General features: G+C 32.9%; 14 protein-coding genes. All 14 read left to right on the forward strand.

Translation table 11 applies throughout. From position 1 onward, the window contains the following. Positions 1-1,347 (forward strand): sigma 54-interacting transcriptional regulator (locus tag VJ881_10885; GenBank protein HKL76557.1); only part of this gene is annotated, 1,347 nt, incomplete at its 5' end. Between the two features lie 465 nt (positions 1,348-1,812). Then, positions 1,813-2,952 carry an acyl-CoA dehydrogenase gene (locus tag VJ881_10890; GenBank protein HKL76558.1) on the forward strand — a complete coding sequence of 380 codons (1,140 nt, stop codon included), beginning with the start codon at positions 1,813-1,815 and terminating at the stop codon, positions 2,950-2,952. A gap of 38 nt (positions 2,953-2,990) precedes the next feature. Continuing rightward, the gene (locus VJ881_10895) at positions 2,991-3,779 is read left to right on the forward strand and encodes an electron transfer flavoprotein subunit beta/FixA family protein (protein HKL76559.1); all 789 of its coding nucleotides are present in this window, start codon (positions 2,991-2,993) and stop codon (positions 3,777-3,779) included. A 26-nt stretch (positions 3,780-3,805) separates the two neighbouring features. After that, positions 3,806-5,068 (forward strand): electron transfer flavoprotein subunit alpha, encoded by a 1,263-nt coding sequence (locus VJ881_10900; GenBank protein ID HKL76560.1) that lies wholly within the window; start codon positions 3,806-3,808, stop codon positions 5,066-5,068. A gap of 218 nt (positions 5,069-5,286) precedes the next feature. Next, entirely contained in the window at positions 5,287-5,667 is a 381-nt protein-coding gene (locus tag VJ881_10905; GenBank protein HKL76561.1) for a RidA family protein, read from the forward strand. 72 nt (positions 5,668-5,739) lie between these two features. Then, positions 5,740-6,393, forward strand: coding sequence for a hypothetical protein (locus tag VJ881_10910; GenBank protein HKL76562.1), 654 nt, complete (start codon positions 5,740-5,742; stop codon positions 6,391-6,393). A 39-nt stretch (positions 6,394-6,432) separates the two neighbouring features. Beyond that, positions 6,433-7,287 carry a class II fructose-1,6-bisphosphate aldolase gene (locus tag VJ881_10915; protein HKL76563.1) on the forward strand — a complete coding sequence of 285 codons (855 nt, stop codon included), beginning with the start codon at positions 6,433-6,435 and terminating at the stop codon, positions 7,285-7,287. Between the two features lie 152 nt (positions 7,288-7,439). Continuing rightward, positions 7,440-8,468, forward strand: coding sequence for a sodium:calcium antiporter (locus VJ881_10920; protein HKL76564.1), 1,029 nt, complete (start codon positions 7,440-7,442; stop codon positions 8,466-8,468). A 44-nt stretch (positions 8,469-8,512) separates the two neighbouring features. Next, positions 8,513-9,769, forward strand: coding sequence for a transcription termination factor Rho (gene rho / locus VJ881_10925; GenBank protein ID HKL76565.1), 1,257 nt, complete (start codon positions 8,513-8,515; stop codon positions 9,767-9,769). 98 nt (positions 9,770-9,867) lie between these two features. After that, complete coding sequence (gene rpmE, locus VJ881_10930) at positions 9,868-10,092, forward strand: 50S ribosomal protein L31 (protein HKL76566.1); 225 nt, start codon at positions 9,868-9,870, stop codon at positions 10,090-10,092. An 86-nt stretch (positions 10,093-10,178) separates the two neighbouring features. Continuing rightward, positions 10,179-10,769, forward strand: coding sequence for a thymidine kinase (locus tag VJ881_10935; protein HKL76567.1), 591 nt, complete (start codon positions 10,179-10,181; stop codon positions 10,767-10,769). Between the two features lie 14 nt (positions 10,770-10,783). Further along, entirely contained in the window at positions 10,784-11,854 is a 1,071-nt protein-coding gene (prfA, locus tag VJ881_10940) for a peptide chain release factor 1 (GenBank protein ID HKL76568.1), read from the forward strand. A gap of 2 nt (positions 11,855-11,856) precedes the next feature. Next, entirely contained in the window at positions 11,857-12,723 is an 867-nt protein-coding gene (gene prmC / locus VJ881_10945; protein HKL76569.1) for a peptide chain release factor N(5)-glutamine methyltransferase, read from the forward strand. 2 nt (positions 12,724-12,725) lie between these two features. After that, complete coding sequence (locus VJ881_10950; protein ID HKL76570.1) at positions 12,726-13,802, forward strand: L-threonylcarbamoyladenylate synthase; 1,077 nt, start codon at positions 12,726-12,728, stop codon at positions 13,800-13,802. The last annotated feature ends 122 nt before the right edge of the window (positions 13,803-13,924 follow it).

Raw genomic sequence — 13,924 nt, forward strand, 5'->3', positions numbered from 1 at the left:
ATCCTGGATAATGCCTATGAAGGAATTGTAATTGTTGATAAAGATGGCTATATTATAAGATTTAATCATGCCTATCAGGAATTTTTGGGAGTTAGTGAAAAAGAGGTTTTAGGAAAGCATGTAACAGATGTTATAGAAAATACACGAATGCATATTGTGGCCCAAAAAGGTGAAAAAGAAGTGGGGCATATTCAGGAACTTAAGGGCCACAAAATTGTAGCAAGCAGAATTCCTCTTTATGAAGATGGAAACTTAATCGGAGCAATTGGTAAAATATTATTTCAGGATATTGCTGAACTTAAATCTCTAGCCCAGCGTTTTGAAGTTTTGGAAAACAGATTAAATTATTATAAAAATGAAGTTGAAAGATTACAACAGGCTAAATACTCTTTTTCAAATATTATCACCCAAAATAGCAAGATGGAATATTTGATTAAACTTGCAAAAAAGGCAGCTGATAGTAATTCTACTGTTTTAATAGAAGGGGAAAGTGGAACAGGTAAAGAATTATTTGCCCATGCAATTCATAAATCAAGTGATCGTAAATATGGAGCCTTTGTCCGGGTTAATTGTGCTGCAATTCCTGAAAACTTATTGGAATCTGAATTGTTTGGCTATGAAGCAGGAGCTTTTACCGGGGCTAATAAAAAAGGGAAACCAGGTAAATTTGAACTTGCCAATGGTGGGACTATCTTTTTAGATGAAATAGGATCTATGCCTCTGGAGATGCAGGCTAAATTATTAAGAGTTATACAGGAACGGGAATTAGAAAGAGTTGGAGGAACCGGGACCATAAATCTTGATTTGAGAATAATTGTAGCTACCAATGAAAATTTGGAGAAAATGGTAAAAAATAATAAATTTAGAGAAGACCTTTATTATAGAATAAATGTCATTAGATTAAATTTACCTCCTTTAAGAGAAAGAAGTGGAGATATAGAACTTCTGGTAAAATCTTTAATAAAAAAGTTGGCAAAAGAATTAGATATTAAAGAAAAAGAAATTTCTGATAAAGCACTAAAAAAACTAAAGGCTTATGATTGGCCAGGAAATGTACGTGAACTTCAAAATTTTATAGAGAGAGCTTTAAATCTTGCTCCAGGAAAAATAATATACCCTGAACATTTACCTGAAATTATCAATCAGGGAAATAAAGAAGATAAGAAAAGTGAAAATGATAATCTAACTTTAAATGAAATAGTTGCCAGAACCGAAAAAAGAGCAATTATTGAGGCCATAAAAAAAGTAGATGGAAATAGAACAAAAGCAGCTCAAGACCTTGGGATTCATAGAACTTCTCTTTATCATAAAATCGATAAATATAATATAAAACTAAAAGATGTATAAATTATTATACATAACTAAATAATGTATATATTTTTATACAATGATCCTACCCCGCTAATGACAGCTAAAAGGCTTCTTAATTAGGGGATAAGTGAAATAATTCACTTAATGGACTAAAGTTTAGAATGATTATGTATAAAAATATATACATTATTGTAAAAAGCAAGAGTTATTAGGGGCTAAAAAGATTTTATACTAGTTAAAGATCAAATAATCACTAGAAATATATTATATAAAAGTAATAAAAAGGAAATAAATATCTAATAATTGGAGGTAGATATAAAAAAACAGGGTTAATTTAAATTTTTTTGCTATAAAACAAGTATTTTTAACTAAAAAAGGCATTGTTGGAATAGAGTATGCATACTTAATTAGGTGAAAGATGAAAATAATTTTATTAATTTTTTAAGATAGCATATATTTTTTAAATTTAATTGTGAAAAAAATAATTAAGGAGGAATTGAAATGGATTTTAATTTGAATGAAGAACATAAAATGAGCAAAAAAGTGTACAAAGAATTTGCTGAAAAAGAAGTGGAACCAATTGCAGCTGAAATTGATGAAAGTTGTGAATTTCCAGCAGAAAATGTAAAGAAGATGCAAAAAGCTGATATGATGGGAATACCTTTTCCCCAGGAATATGGTGGAGCAGGTTCAGATACTTTAAATTATGTTTTAGCTGTTGAAGAACTTTCTAGAGCATGTGCAACTCATGGTGTTATTTTATCTGCACACACATCTTTAGGAGCTCATCCGATTTATAAGTATGGTAATGAAAAACAAAAAGAAAAGTATCTAAAACCACTGGCTAATGGAGAAAAAATTGGAGCTTTTGGTTTAACTGAACCGGATGCAGGTACAGATGCATCTGCTCAAAAGACTACTGCTAAACTTGATGGAGATGAATATGTTTTAAATGGAAATAAAATATTTATCACAAATGCCGGGGTAGCTGATATTTTCATTGTGATGGCTATGACCGATAAGAGTAAAGGAACCAGAGGAATAAGTGCATTTATAGTAGAAAAAGATACACCAGGATTTAAACTTGGTAAAAAAGAAGACAAAATGGGAATTAATGCTTCTGATACTAGAGAGTTAATTTTTCAGGATTGTAGAATTCCCAAAGAAAATATTTTAGGTAAAGAAGGTATGGGTTTCAAAATAGCAATGGCTACTCTTGATGGAGGAAGAATTGGGATAGCTGCTCAGGCTCTAGGAATAGCACAAAGAGCCTTAGATGAAACAGTTCAATATGTTCAGGAAAGAGAACAATTTGGTCGTCCAATAGGTAAATTCCAGGGACTACAATGGGAAATTGCAGAAATGGCTACCAAAGTAGAAGCAGCACGCAATCTTGTCTATAAAGCTGCCAAAACTAAAGATAGTGGAGAATCATTTTCAAAAGAAGCAGCTATGGCAAAATATTATGCTTCAGAAGTTGCTTCAGAAGTTGCTAATAAAGCAGTTCAATTACATGGTGGTTATGGTTATATAAAAGAATATCCAGTAGAAAGACTTATGAGAGATGCAAAAATAACTGAAATTTATGAAGGTACAACTGAAGTGCAAAAAATGGTTATTGCAGGTTCTTTGCTTAACTAAAAATAATAGAAACTTAATTAAAAAAAGGAGGTAATTTTATGAATATTGTAGTTTGTGTAAAACAGGTTCCAGATACTAATGAAGTTAAAATAGATGAAGAAAAAGGAACACTTATTAGAGAGGGTGTCGAAAGTATAATTAACCCTGAAGATAGAATTGCTGTAGAGGAAGCAGTAAGATTAAAAGAAAAATTTGGAGGTAAAGTAACTGTAATCAGTATGGGACCTCCTCAGGCGGAAAATGCCCTTATTGAGGCTTATGCTATGGGAGCAGATGAAGCGATATTACTTTCAGATAGAGCTTTTGCTGGTTCTGACACCTGGGCCACAGCATATACTTTAGCTCAGGGAATCAAAGAAATTGGTGATTTTGATTTAATTTTCTGTGGGCGTCAGGCAATTGATGGAGATACTGCTCAGGTTGGACCTCAGGTTGCAGAAAATCTAAATATTCCGCAAATAACTTATGTTTCAAATGTAGAAATTGAAGGTAAAACTGTAAAAGCTAAAAGACAGCTTGAAGATGGATACTGTATTTTAGAATCAGAATTACCTTTATTATTAACTGTTGTAGATGGCCTAAATGAACCTCGTTATCCATCAATTAAAAGAATTGTAGATGCTTATAATAAAGAAGATACAGTTAAAGTCTGGTCTATAGATGATTTTGAAGTCGATGAAGATAAACTTGGACTTGATGCTTCACCTACTCAGGTTTATGATACTTTTGTGCCAACTCATGAGACAAAAGGTGAAATGTTAGAAGGTTCAGCAAAAGAAAAAGTTGAAAAACTGGTAGAAAAATTAAAAGAAGAACAGGTTGTATAAGATAAAAAAAGAGGAGGTCTGCATTCATGTTAAATATTATAAAAAATAAATGTACTGGTTGTGAAGTTTGTATAGATAAATGTCCTTTTGACGCTTTAAGTATGGAAGAAAATAAAGCGGTAGTTGACCATGATAGTTGTACAATGTGTGGAATTTGTGTTAAAGCCTGTGATTATGATGCTATAGAACTTGAAAAAGAAGAAGATCAAACTGAGAAAAAAGATTTATCAGCCTATAGTGGAGTTTGGGTTTTAGCAGAACAAAGAGAAAATGAACTTTTAGATGTTTCTTTTGAACTTATAAGTGAAGGGCGTAAACTTGCTGATGAACTTAATACAGATCTATCTGCAGTTGTTTTGGGCTCAGAAGTAAAAAATGAAGCTAAAGATTTAATAGCTTATGGTGCTGATCATATCTATGTTGTAGAAGATGAAAGATTAGAACATTATAGAACTGGACCATATACAAGTATCATAAGTGATATGATAGCTAAAGCCAAACCAGAGATTGTATTACTGGGAGCTACCCATAATGGACGTGATTTAGGGCCAAGACTATCAGCAAGACTTGATACTGGTTTAACTGCTGATTGTACAAAACTTGAGATTGATGATGATGAAGGTATTTTACTTCAAACCCGTCCTGCCTTTGGAGGTAATTTGATGGCTACCATAGTCTGTCCTGAGCACAGACCACAGATGTCTACTGTGCGACCGGGAGTTATGGAAAAAGAAGAACCAGATTATGATCGAGTAGGAGATATTAATGAAGTTGAAGTAAAATTAGATGAAAAAGATATTAAATCAAAAGTGACAAAAGAAGCTAAAATTATAAATTTAAAATCTGATCTTACAGAAGTAGAAATGTTTACAAAAATAAGAGATATTGTCAAAGAAGCCAAAAAGGGTGTTAACCTGGAAAAAGCTGAGATTATTGTTTCCGGTGGCCGTGGTGTTGGTGAAGCTGATAAATTCTCCTGTATTGAAAATCTTGCTGATAAGCTTGGAGGGGAAGTAGGAGCTTCAAGAGCAGTTGTTGATGAAGGATGGATTGAAAAAGAACATCAGGTAGGACAGACCGGTAAAACAGTTCAACCCAGAGTTTATATTGCCTGTGGTATTTCTGGTGCAATCCAACATAAAGCAGGAATGGAAAACTCTGATCTAATTATAGCTATAAATACAGATGATGAAGCACCAATATTTGATGTTTGTGATTATGGTATAGTAGGAGATCTTCATGAAATAGTACCACTTTTATGTGATGTTTTTGAGGAAGTATTAAACTAAATCTAAAAAGCATTTAGATCTAAGCTAACTAACTTAATATTAAATTAAAGCCAGTTTAGCCAGGGTGTATCTTGTAATAAAGAATGCCTAGGGTGAGACTGGCTTTTTTTATTTTGGAAAAAATAATTTAATATAAAAGGACATTTCTCATTTTTAAAGAATAATTTTATATAGAGTGCTAAAAATAAAAACATATAAATAAAAGGAGAGGATAAATAATGGAAAGAAAGGTAATTGCAAGTGATAAAGCCCCGGCAGCTATTGGTGCCTATTCACAGGCTGTTAAGGCAGGTAATATGCTCTTTGTTTCAGGACAGATACCTTATGATAAAGATGGCAATCCCGTAGATGGAGGGCCTGGAGAACAAACCAGACAATCCCTAGAAAATGTTAAGGCGATTTTAGAAGAAGCAGGCAGTGATCTTTCTAAGGTAGTTAAAGCAACTATTTTTGCCAGTGATATGGAGAATTTTTCAGAAATAAATGAAGTTTATGGCCAGTATTTTGGTGAAAAAGCACCGGCAAGAGCTTTTGTAGAAGTTGCCAGACTTCCAAAAGATGTAGATGTAGAAATCGAAGTTATTGCTATTTGTGATTAATCATAAATTGTAGATAAAAAGAGGATTTTCCTGAATTATACAGAATTATTAGATTAAGGAGGTTTATTAGTCATGGTACTTGAAAAATCAACTGCTTTAGCTATGCGCTGTCCTACCTGTGGCAGGCTAGAGATAGAACAACTGAATATATTTCAGCTATCAGGAGGTAGTAGTCATGATATTTACTGTGAATGTGGCAGTAAAAAAATGTCTATTACTAAAAAAGGTACTGATCACATAAATCTTGATTATTATTGTATAATCTGTGATCACGAACATTCTACCTTAATTCCTGCCCAGGAGTTCTGGTCTAAAAACAAAGTTAGCTCTATTCTTTGTCTTGAGACAAAACTTAACCTGGGATATTATGGTCCCTATAAGCAGATAAAGGAAAAAATACGAAAACAACAAAAAGAACTTGATTCCATGGCTAATGATTTAGGTTTTGAAGATTTTGCTGATCCAGAATTAATGCTCGCTATTTTAGATTACCTCCATGATATTGCTGCTCAGGGAAATCTGTTTTGTGAATGTGGAAGTCATGATATAAATGTAGACCTTAATTCAGATGAAATAAAACTTTCCTGTAATAATTGTGGAGCTACTAAAAAGATACCGGCTCAAAACAGACAGGAACTGGACTATTTAAAACAAAAAGGGGAACTTATGTTAAAAATACCGGCTGAGGCTGGTAATAATCCAAAAGATCCCTGGATCAATATATAGGATCAATATATAATATATAATTTCAAAGGAGGAATTTCTATGAATTTAGTTCCAATGGCCGATATTCTAAACAAAGCAAATGAAGAAGGCTATGCTGTAGGTGGATTTAATATTAATAATATGGAATTTTTGCAGGGGATAATAGAAGGTGCTGAAGAGGCTAATTCTCCTTTAATTTTGGCCACAAGTGAAGGTGCTATTCGTTATATAGGAATGGAATATGTTTTAGGTATGGTAGAAGCTGCAACTAAAAATACAGATATTCCAGTTGCCCTCCATCTTGATCATGGCAGTAGTTTTGAAAAAGCTATGGAATGTATTAGAAGAGGATATTCATCAGTTATGATTGATGGTTCTAAATATCCATTTGAAGAAAATATAGCTATGACCAAAAAAGTTGTAGAAGCTGCCCATAGTGTTGGGGTTTCTGTAGAAGCAGAGTTGGGTAAATTAGGTGGTACTGAAGATGACCACACAGTAGAAGAAAGAGAAGCTACTTTTACTGATCCTGATGAAGCAGTTGAATTTGTAGAGAGAACAGGTATTGATGCTTTAGCTGTTGCAATTGGTACTGCTCATGGGGTTTACAAAGGTGAACCGAATCTTGATTTTAAAAGATTAGAAACTATTAATAATAAAATAAATATTCCACTTGTTTTACATGGAGCTTCTGGAGTACCAGACTCTGATGTGAGAAAAGCTGTTTCTTTTGGAATTAATAAGGTTAATGTGAACACTGCTTTTCAGCAGGCATTTACTTCTAAAGTCAAAGAACTTTTTGCTGAAGATCCTGAACTTTATGACCCTCGTAAATATTGTGGTCCTGGTAGAGATGCTATTAAAGAAAGAGTGAAAGAAAAAATAGATGTATTGGGTAGTAAAAATAAAGCTTAAAGGCCTCGTATAGATCGTTTAAACATAGCTTTATGTTTAAGCGATCTCTTCTTTTTCTCTCTACGCTAAATTTTCAATCTCATATCCAATTATTATTCTATTTATTATAATATTATATAATTAAATATTTAGGCAAAGGAAGGATTTACATAATGATAAATTTATGGATAGAGTTTGCCATTATGGCATTTTTGATTATAATTTCTGGTACTTATCTATCAAAATATGGAGATGTAATATCTGATAAAACAGGTTTGGGACAGGCCCTTATTGGTTCTATTCTTGTAGCACTAGCTACTTCGCTTCCGGAGTTAGTAACCAGTATTACTTCTTCTTTAGTAGATGCCCCCAATATTGCTATTGGTAATGTTTTTGGAAGTAATACTTTTAATCTTATGATTTTAGCTGTAGCTGATATGATTCATGGTTATAGTCATGATGAACCGATAATGTTACAGATGAGATACAGTAACATTTTATCTGGTTTATTAGGGATGCTACTTGCTATTGTAGTTACTTTTAGTATGTTAGTCGGTCATTTAACAAATATTAGATTAGGAATAATGGGGATTGGACTTGATAGTATACTTATTATTTTAACCTATATTTTTGGGATAAGGCTTGTCTGGCGTTATGATAAAAAGAATCCTTTAGATCAAAAGGAAGTCAGAGAAGAAGAATTAATCGAAAAAATGAGCTTAAAAAAAGCAGCTATTGGTTTTTTCATTAGTGCAGTTGTAATTGTCTTTGCTGGTATTAGATTAAGTATTACCGGTGATCAGATTGCAACCATGACCGGAATTGACCAGAGTTTTATTGGTAGTATTATGGTAGCAGCTGCAACTTCACTTCCAGAACTTGTTGCTACAATTTCAGCCATAAGTATAGGGGCTTATAATATGGCCCTAGGAAATGTTTTTGGAAGTAATATTTTCAATATGATAATTGTATTTTTCGCAGACGCTTTTTATAGAGAGGGCTATATTTTAGCATCTGTTGATTTTGTTCATTCTCTTACTTCGATGATTGTTCTTTTAATGAGTACAATAGCTGTTATCGGATTGTTTTACAGATCTAAAAGAACAGCATTTAATTTAAAAATTGGTTGGGATTCTTTTTTGATTGGATTAATATATTTTATAGGTGTTTATCTATTGTTTAGATTAGGTATAAGTATTTAAATAAAAACTAAGACATTATTTTATGATGAAAGGCGGAATTGATTTTGCTAAATATTACTGAACTTGAGAAAAAAACAATAACTGAATTACATGATTTAGCTAAGAACCTTGGTGTAAAAGGTTATACTCAACTTAGAAAAAAAGATCTAATTTTTGCTATTTTAAAAAAGGAAACTGAAAAAGGAGGACATATCTTTGCCGAAGGTGTTCTGGATATAGTAAATGGAGAGGGATATGGATTTTTGCGTCCTTCAAAATATGTACCTTCAGGTGATGATATTTACATATCTGCTTCCCAGATTAGACGTTTTGATTTGAGAACAGGAGATGTTGTTTCCGGTCAGGTTAGAGAACCGAAAGATAGTGAAAGATACTTTGCTATTCTAAGAATAGAGGCGGTGAATTATCAGGATCCGGAAAAAGCTAAAGATAGGGCCTATTTTGAAGATTTAACTCCTCTTTATCCAGAAGAAAGGTATCGTCTTGAACACCGCTCCGATGAGATTTCCAGTAGATTAATTGACCTTATATCACCAATCGGTAAAGGACAGAGAGGACTCATTGTTTCTCCACCTAAGGCAGGTAAAACTGTTTTACTAAAAAAAGTTGCTAATAGTATTCGAGAAAATTATCCTGAATCAAAATTAATGATTTTACTTATTGATGAAAGGCCTGAGGAAGTTACAGACATGAAAAGGTCTGTGGATGCTGAAGTTATAAGTTCTACTTTTGATGAGCCAGCTAATAATCATCTGCAGGTAGCTAAACTAGTACTTAAAAAAGCTAAAAGACTTGTTGAACACAAAAATGATGTAGTAATTCTTTTGGATAGTATAACCAGACTGGCCAGAGCGGCAAATGTAACAACCCCTCCAAGTGGTAGAACTCTTTCTGGAGGTCTTGATCCAACAGCCATGCATTTTCCTAAGAAATTTTTTGGGGCTGCTCGTAATATAGAAGAAGGTGGAAGCTTAACTATACTTGCTACCAGTCTTGTTAATACTGGTAGTAGAATGGATGATGTTATTTATGAAGAATTTAAAGGGACAGGTAATATGGAATTACATTTAGATCGTAAACTTGCTGAGCAGAGAATTTTCCCTGCTATTGATGTTCAGCGTTCAGGTACCCGTAAGGAAGAAATGTTACTAAGTGAGGAAGAATTAGAGGTAATCTGGAATCTTCGCCAAAATGTAGCTAATATTAATTCCTCGAATATAATGGATACTTTAATTAGACAATTAAACAATACTGAAGATAATGAAGAGTTACTAAAAGCTCTGAAAAAGATTTTAAAATAGAAGAGGAGAACTTAACTCTTGCATAGATAAATTAGCTGTGTTATAATCACAATAGTGACTAAAATTAAGCTTAGAAAATATAGAGTGAGGTGAAAGTAATGCAAAAGGAAATTCATCCAGAAATGAAAGAAACTACTGTCACCTGTGCCTGTGGTGAAGTTTATCATACTAAGTCAACTAAGGATAATATCCGAGTTGAAGTTTGTTCTAGTTGTCATCCTTTTTATACAGGAAAGCAGCGTAAAGCTTCTACTGGAGGTAGGGTTGAAAGATTTAACAAAAAATATGGAATTTCTGAAGAATCTGAAGAAGACGAAGAATAGTTCAGTAAAAATTCAGACGTTTATAGCAGGGCTAATGCTCTGCTTTTTTGTTTTTCATTTTATAAGTTAATGAGAGGTGTAAGTTAATGTATAAAATAGGTAATAGTGGATGGTTAGAAGTTATAACTGGCCCTATGTATTGTGGGAAAAGTGAAGAATTAATAAGAAGAATTAAAAGAGTTAAAATAGCTCAAAAAAACATAAAGGTTTTTAAACCTCTGATTGATAATAGATATTCTAATGATAATGTGGTTTCACATAGTGGAAAGTCAATTGAAGCTGTTCCAGTTGACCATCCTGAAGAAATATATAATAAAATAAGTGAAGAGGTTGATGTAGTAGCTATTGATGAAATCCAATTTTTTCATCCAGATATAGTTAAGATTTGTGAAGGACTTGCTAATAATGGAGTTCGCGTTATTTTAGCCGGTTTGGATCGTGATTTTAGAGGAGAACCTTTTGATCCTGTTCCTGAACTTATGGCCAGAGCAGAATATGTTGATAAACTCCATGCAATTTGTGTTCAGTGTGGAGAACCGGCTACCAGAACTCAGCGTTTAATTGATGGTGAGCCAGCTTCCTATGATGATGAAGTAATTTTAGTTGGAGCTGATGAAGTTTATGAAGCTCGCTGTCGCAAATGCCATGCTGTAAAAGGAACTTCGGACAAAAATTAAGTGAGGTGGAATAGATGTTTGATCTTCGAGAAAAATTAGATAATCTTGAAGAAAAGTATAACAATTTAAATGAAAAGTTAAGTGATCCTGAAGTAATAAATGATTCAAATAAATATCAAAAATTATTGAAAAAACATGCTAAGTTGAAAAAGATTGTAGATAAATATAAAAAATATAAAGAAGTTATGAATGAAATTGAAGAAGCAGAAGCTATTCTTGAAGAAGATGACGATGAAATGAATGAATTAGCTGAAATGGAACTTGAAGAACTTGAACCACAAAGAGAAAAATTAGAGGAAGAACTACCAATAATGCTTATTCCTGATGACCCTGATGACAAGAAAAATGTTATTTTCGAAATTAGAGCAGGGGCTGGTGGAGATGAAGCAGGACTTTTTGCTGCAGATTTATATAGGATGTATTCCCGCTATTCAGAAGATCAGGGCTGGGAAGTTGAAGTCATGAATGCCAGTGAATCTGGAGTAGGTGGTTTCAAGGAAATCACTTTTAATGTTAAAGGTGATGATGTATATAAGTATTTAAAATATGAAAGTGGTGTCCATCGTGTTCAGCGTGTTCCTTCTACTGAATCAAGTGGAAGAATTCATACTTCTACAGCTACAGTAGCTGTTTTACCTGAAGCTGAAGATGTTGATGTTGAAATTAATGAAAATGACTTAGAAATTGATACTTTTCGTTCAAGTGGTCCTGGAGGACAGAGTGTTAATACTACGGATTCAGCTGTAAGAATTACCCATGAACCTACAGGGATTGTAGTATCCTGCCAGGATGAAAAATCTCAGCACAAAAACAAAGATAAAGCTATGCGTATTTTAAGAGCAAGAGTTAAAGAAAAAATTGAAGAAGAAAAAAGAGCTGAAAGAGATGAAGCCCGCAAAAGTCAGGTAGGTACTGGAGATAGAAGTGAAAAAATAAGGACCTATAATTTCCCTCAGGGAAGAGTAAGTGACCATCGTATTAATCTTACTGTTCACCAATTAGAAAAAGTTCTTGAAGGTGAATTAGATATGATTATTGAACCATTAGTTGAAGAAGATATGAAAAAAAGGCTTGAGAAGGTGTAGAAGTGAATATCAAAACTCTTTTAAACAAAACAACAGAATTTTTTAAAAAACAAAACATCCCCAACTCTCGACTGGATGCAGAGGTCCTTCTGGCAGATCTTTTGGATATGGAGAGGATTAAATTATATGTTAATTTTGATTATCCTTTGACCAAAGAGGAACTGGCTGAATATAGAAAAAGAGTTGTTCGCCGGGCCAAAAGAGAAGCTGTTAGTTATATTATTGGCTATAAAGAGTTTATGTCTCTTGAATTTGAGGTGGAAGAGGGAGTTTTGATACCAAGACCGGAAACAGAGCTTTTAGTAGAAAATATACTTGATTATTGTGAAAAAGAAGAACTTGAGTCTCCTAATATAGTAGAAGTAGGGCCCGGGAGTGGAGCAATTATGGTAAGTCTCGGGCATTATCTTTCTGATCCAAAAATTTTGGGAATTGATATTTCTCCTAAAGCTGTAAAATTAAGCAGGAAAAATATTAAAAAACATGAATTAGAAGATAGCCTTAAGGTAAATAAAGGAGATTTACTTCAGCCTCTTTTGGAGAGGAATACTCAGAATGTGGATATAGTAGTTTCCAATCCACCGTATATCAATGATGAAGATATGAAAAATTTGCAACCTGAGGTAAAAAAAGAGCCTGAACTTGCTCTGGCTGGAGGAGAAGATGGTCTTGATGTTTATAAAAAATTAATTCCGCAGGCAGGCTCTGTATTAAAAAGTGGTGGATTATTGGCTTTAGAAATTGGACATGATCAGGGCCAGAGACTGAAAAAATTTATTAAGCAAACTAAAAACTATCAGGAGATTGAGATAAAAAAAGATTATAATGGAAAAGATAGAATGATTTTTGCCCGGAAAAAGGAGAAATAATAATGAATTATAAGACCTCCTTAATAGAGATACCAAAGGCTTTAATTCAAAAAAATAATATTGAGCAGATAAAAAAGCTTTCTGCCTTAAAAAAAGCTAAAAATCATATTTTAAGTGGTGAACTTGTTGCTTTTCCTACAGAAACAGTCTATGGTTTGGGGGCTGATGCTACCAACGGTAAGGCTGTAAAAAAAATATTTAAAGCTAAGGGAAGACCTCAGGATAATCCTTTAATAGCTCATATCGCAAACTTAGATCAATTTGAAAGAGTTGTTGATACAAAAATTGATAATGATCTTGAAAACATTATAAATACTTTTTGGCCAGGTCCACTTACAGTTATCCTACCTAAAAGTAATCTAATTTCTAAAATAACAACTGCTAATTTAGATACTGTTGGAGTAAGAATGCCTTCACATCCAGTTGCTCTATCATTAATAGAGATAACTGATAGGCCGCTAGCTGCTCCAAGTGCTAATACTTCAGGTTTGCCCAGTCCTACCAGAGCTGAACATGTTCTTGATGATTTGAAGGGAAAGATTCCTCTTATTTTAGGAGGAGGAGCCTGTAAGGTAGGAGTAGAATCTACAATCATTAAAGTAGAAAAGGAAAAAATCATTATCCTCAGACCGGGAGGAATAAGTAGAGAAGAATTAGCTAAAATAAGTGAGAGAAAAATTGTGAGAAAAAATAATTCAAAAAATAATAAACCACTTGCTCCTGGAATGAAATATAAACATTATTCTCCTGAAACTAAAGTATTTTTATATACTGGAAAAAAGGAAAAATTACATAGATACCTTAAAAATAATGAAAATAAAAAATTAGCTTTAGTTTTTACATCAGAAACTATAGATGAGTTAAAAAAGAGAAATGAGTTTGTTAAAAATAAAAATATAAAAATTATCGATATTGGATCAAAAACGGATTTGAAATCCATAGCCAATAAATTATTTTATATTTTACGAGAATTAGATAAGAGTGAAAATGAAATTATAATTGTTGAGAAAATTCCTGAAAGAGGAATTGGAGAAGCAGTAATGAACCGGCTATATAAAGCAGCCAGTGAAAAACTATAGTTTACAGGAGTTTCCAGGTAAAATTAAATAAATCATACAATATAGGTAAAAGACTCATTAATCAATTATTTGATACATACTAAAATTCACTTCTTTAAAAATAAGGTTACCTCAGCTAATGA

The organism is Halanaerobiales bacterium (genome assembly GCA_035270125.1).
Taxonomy (GTDB): domain Bacteria; phylum Bacillota; class Halanaerobiia; order Halanaerobiales; family DATFIM01; genus DATFIM01.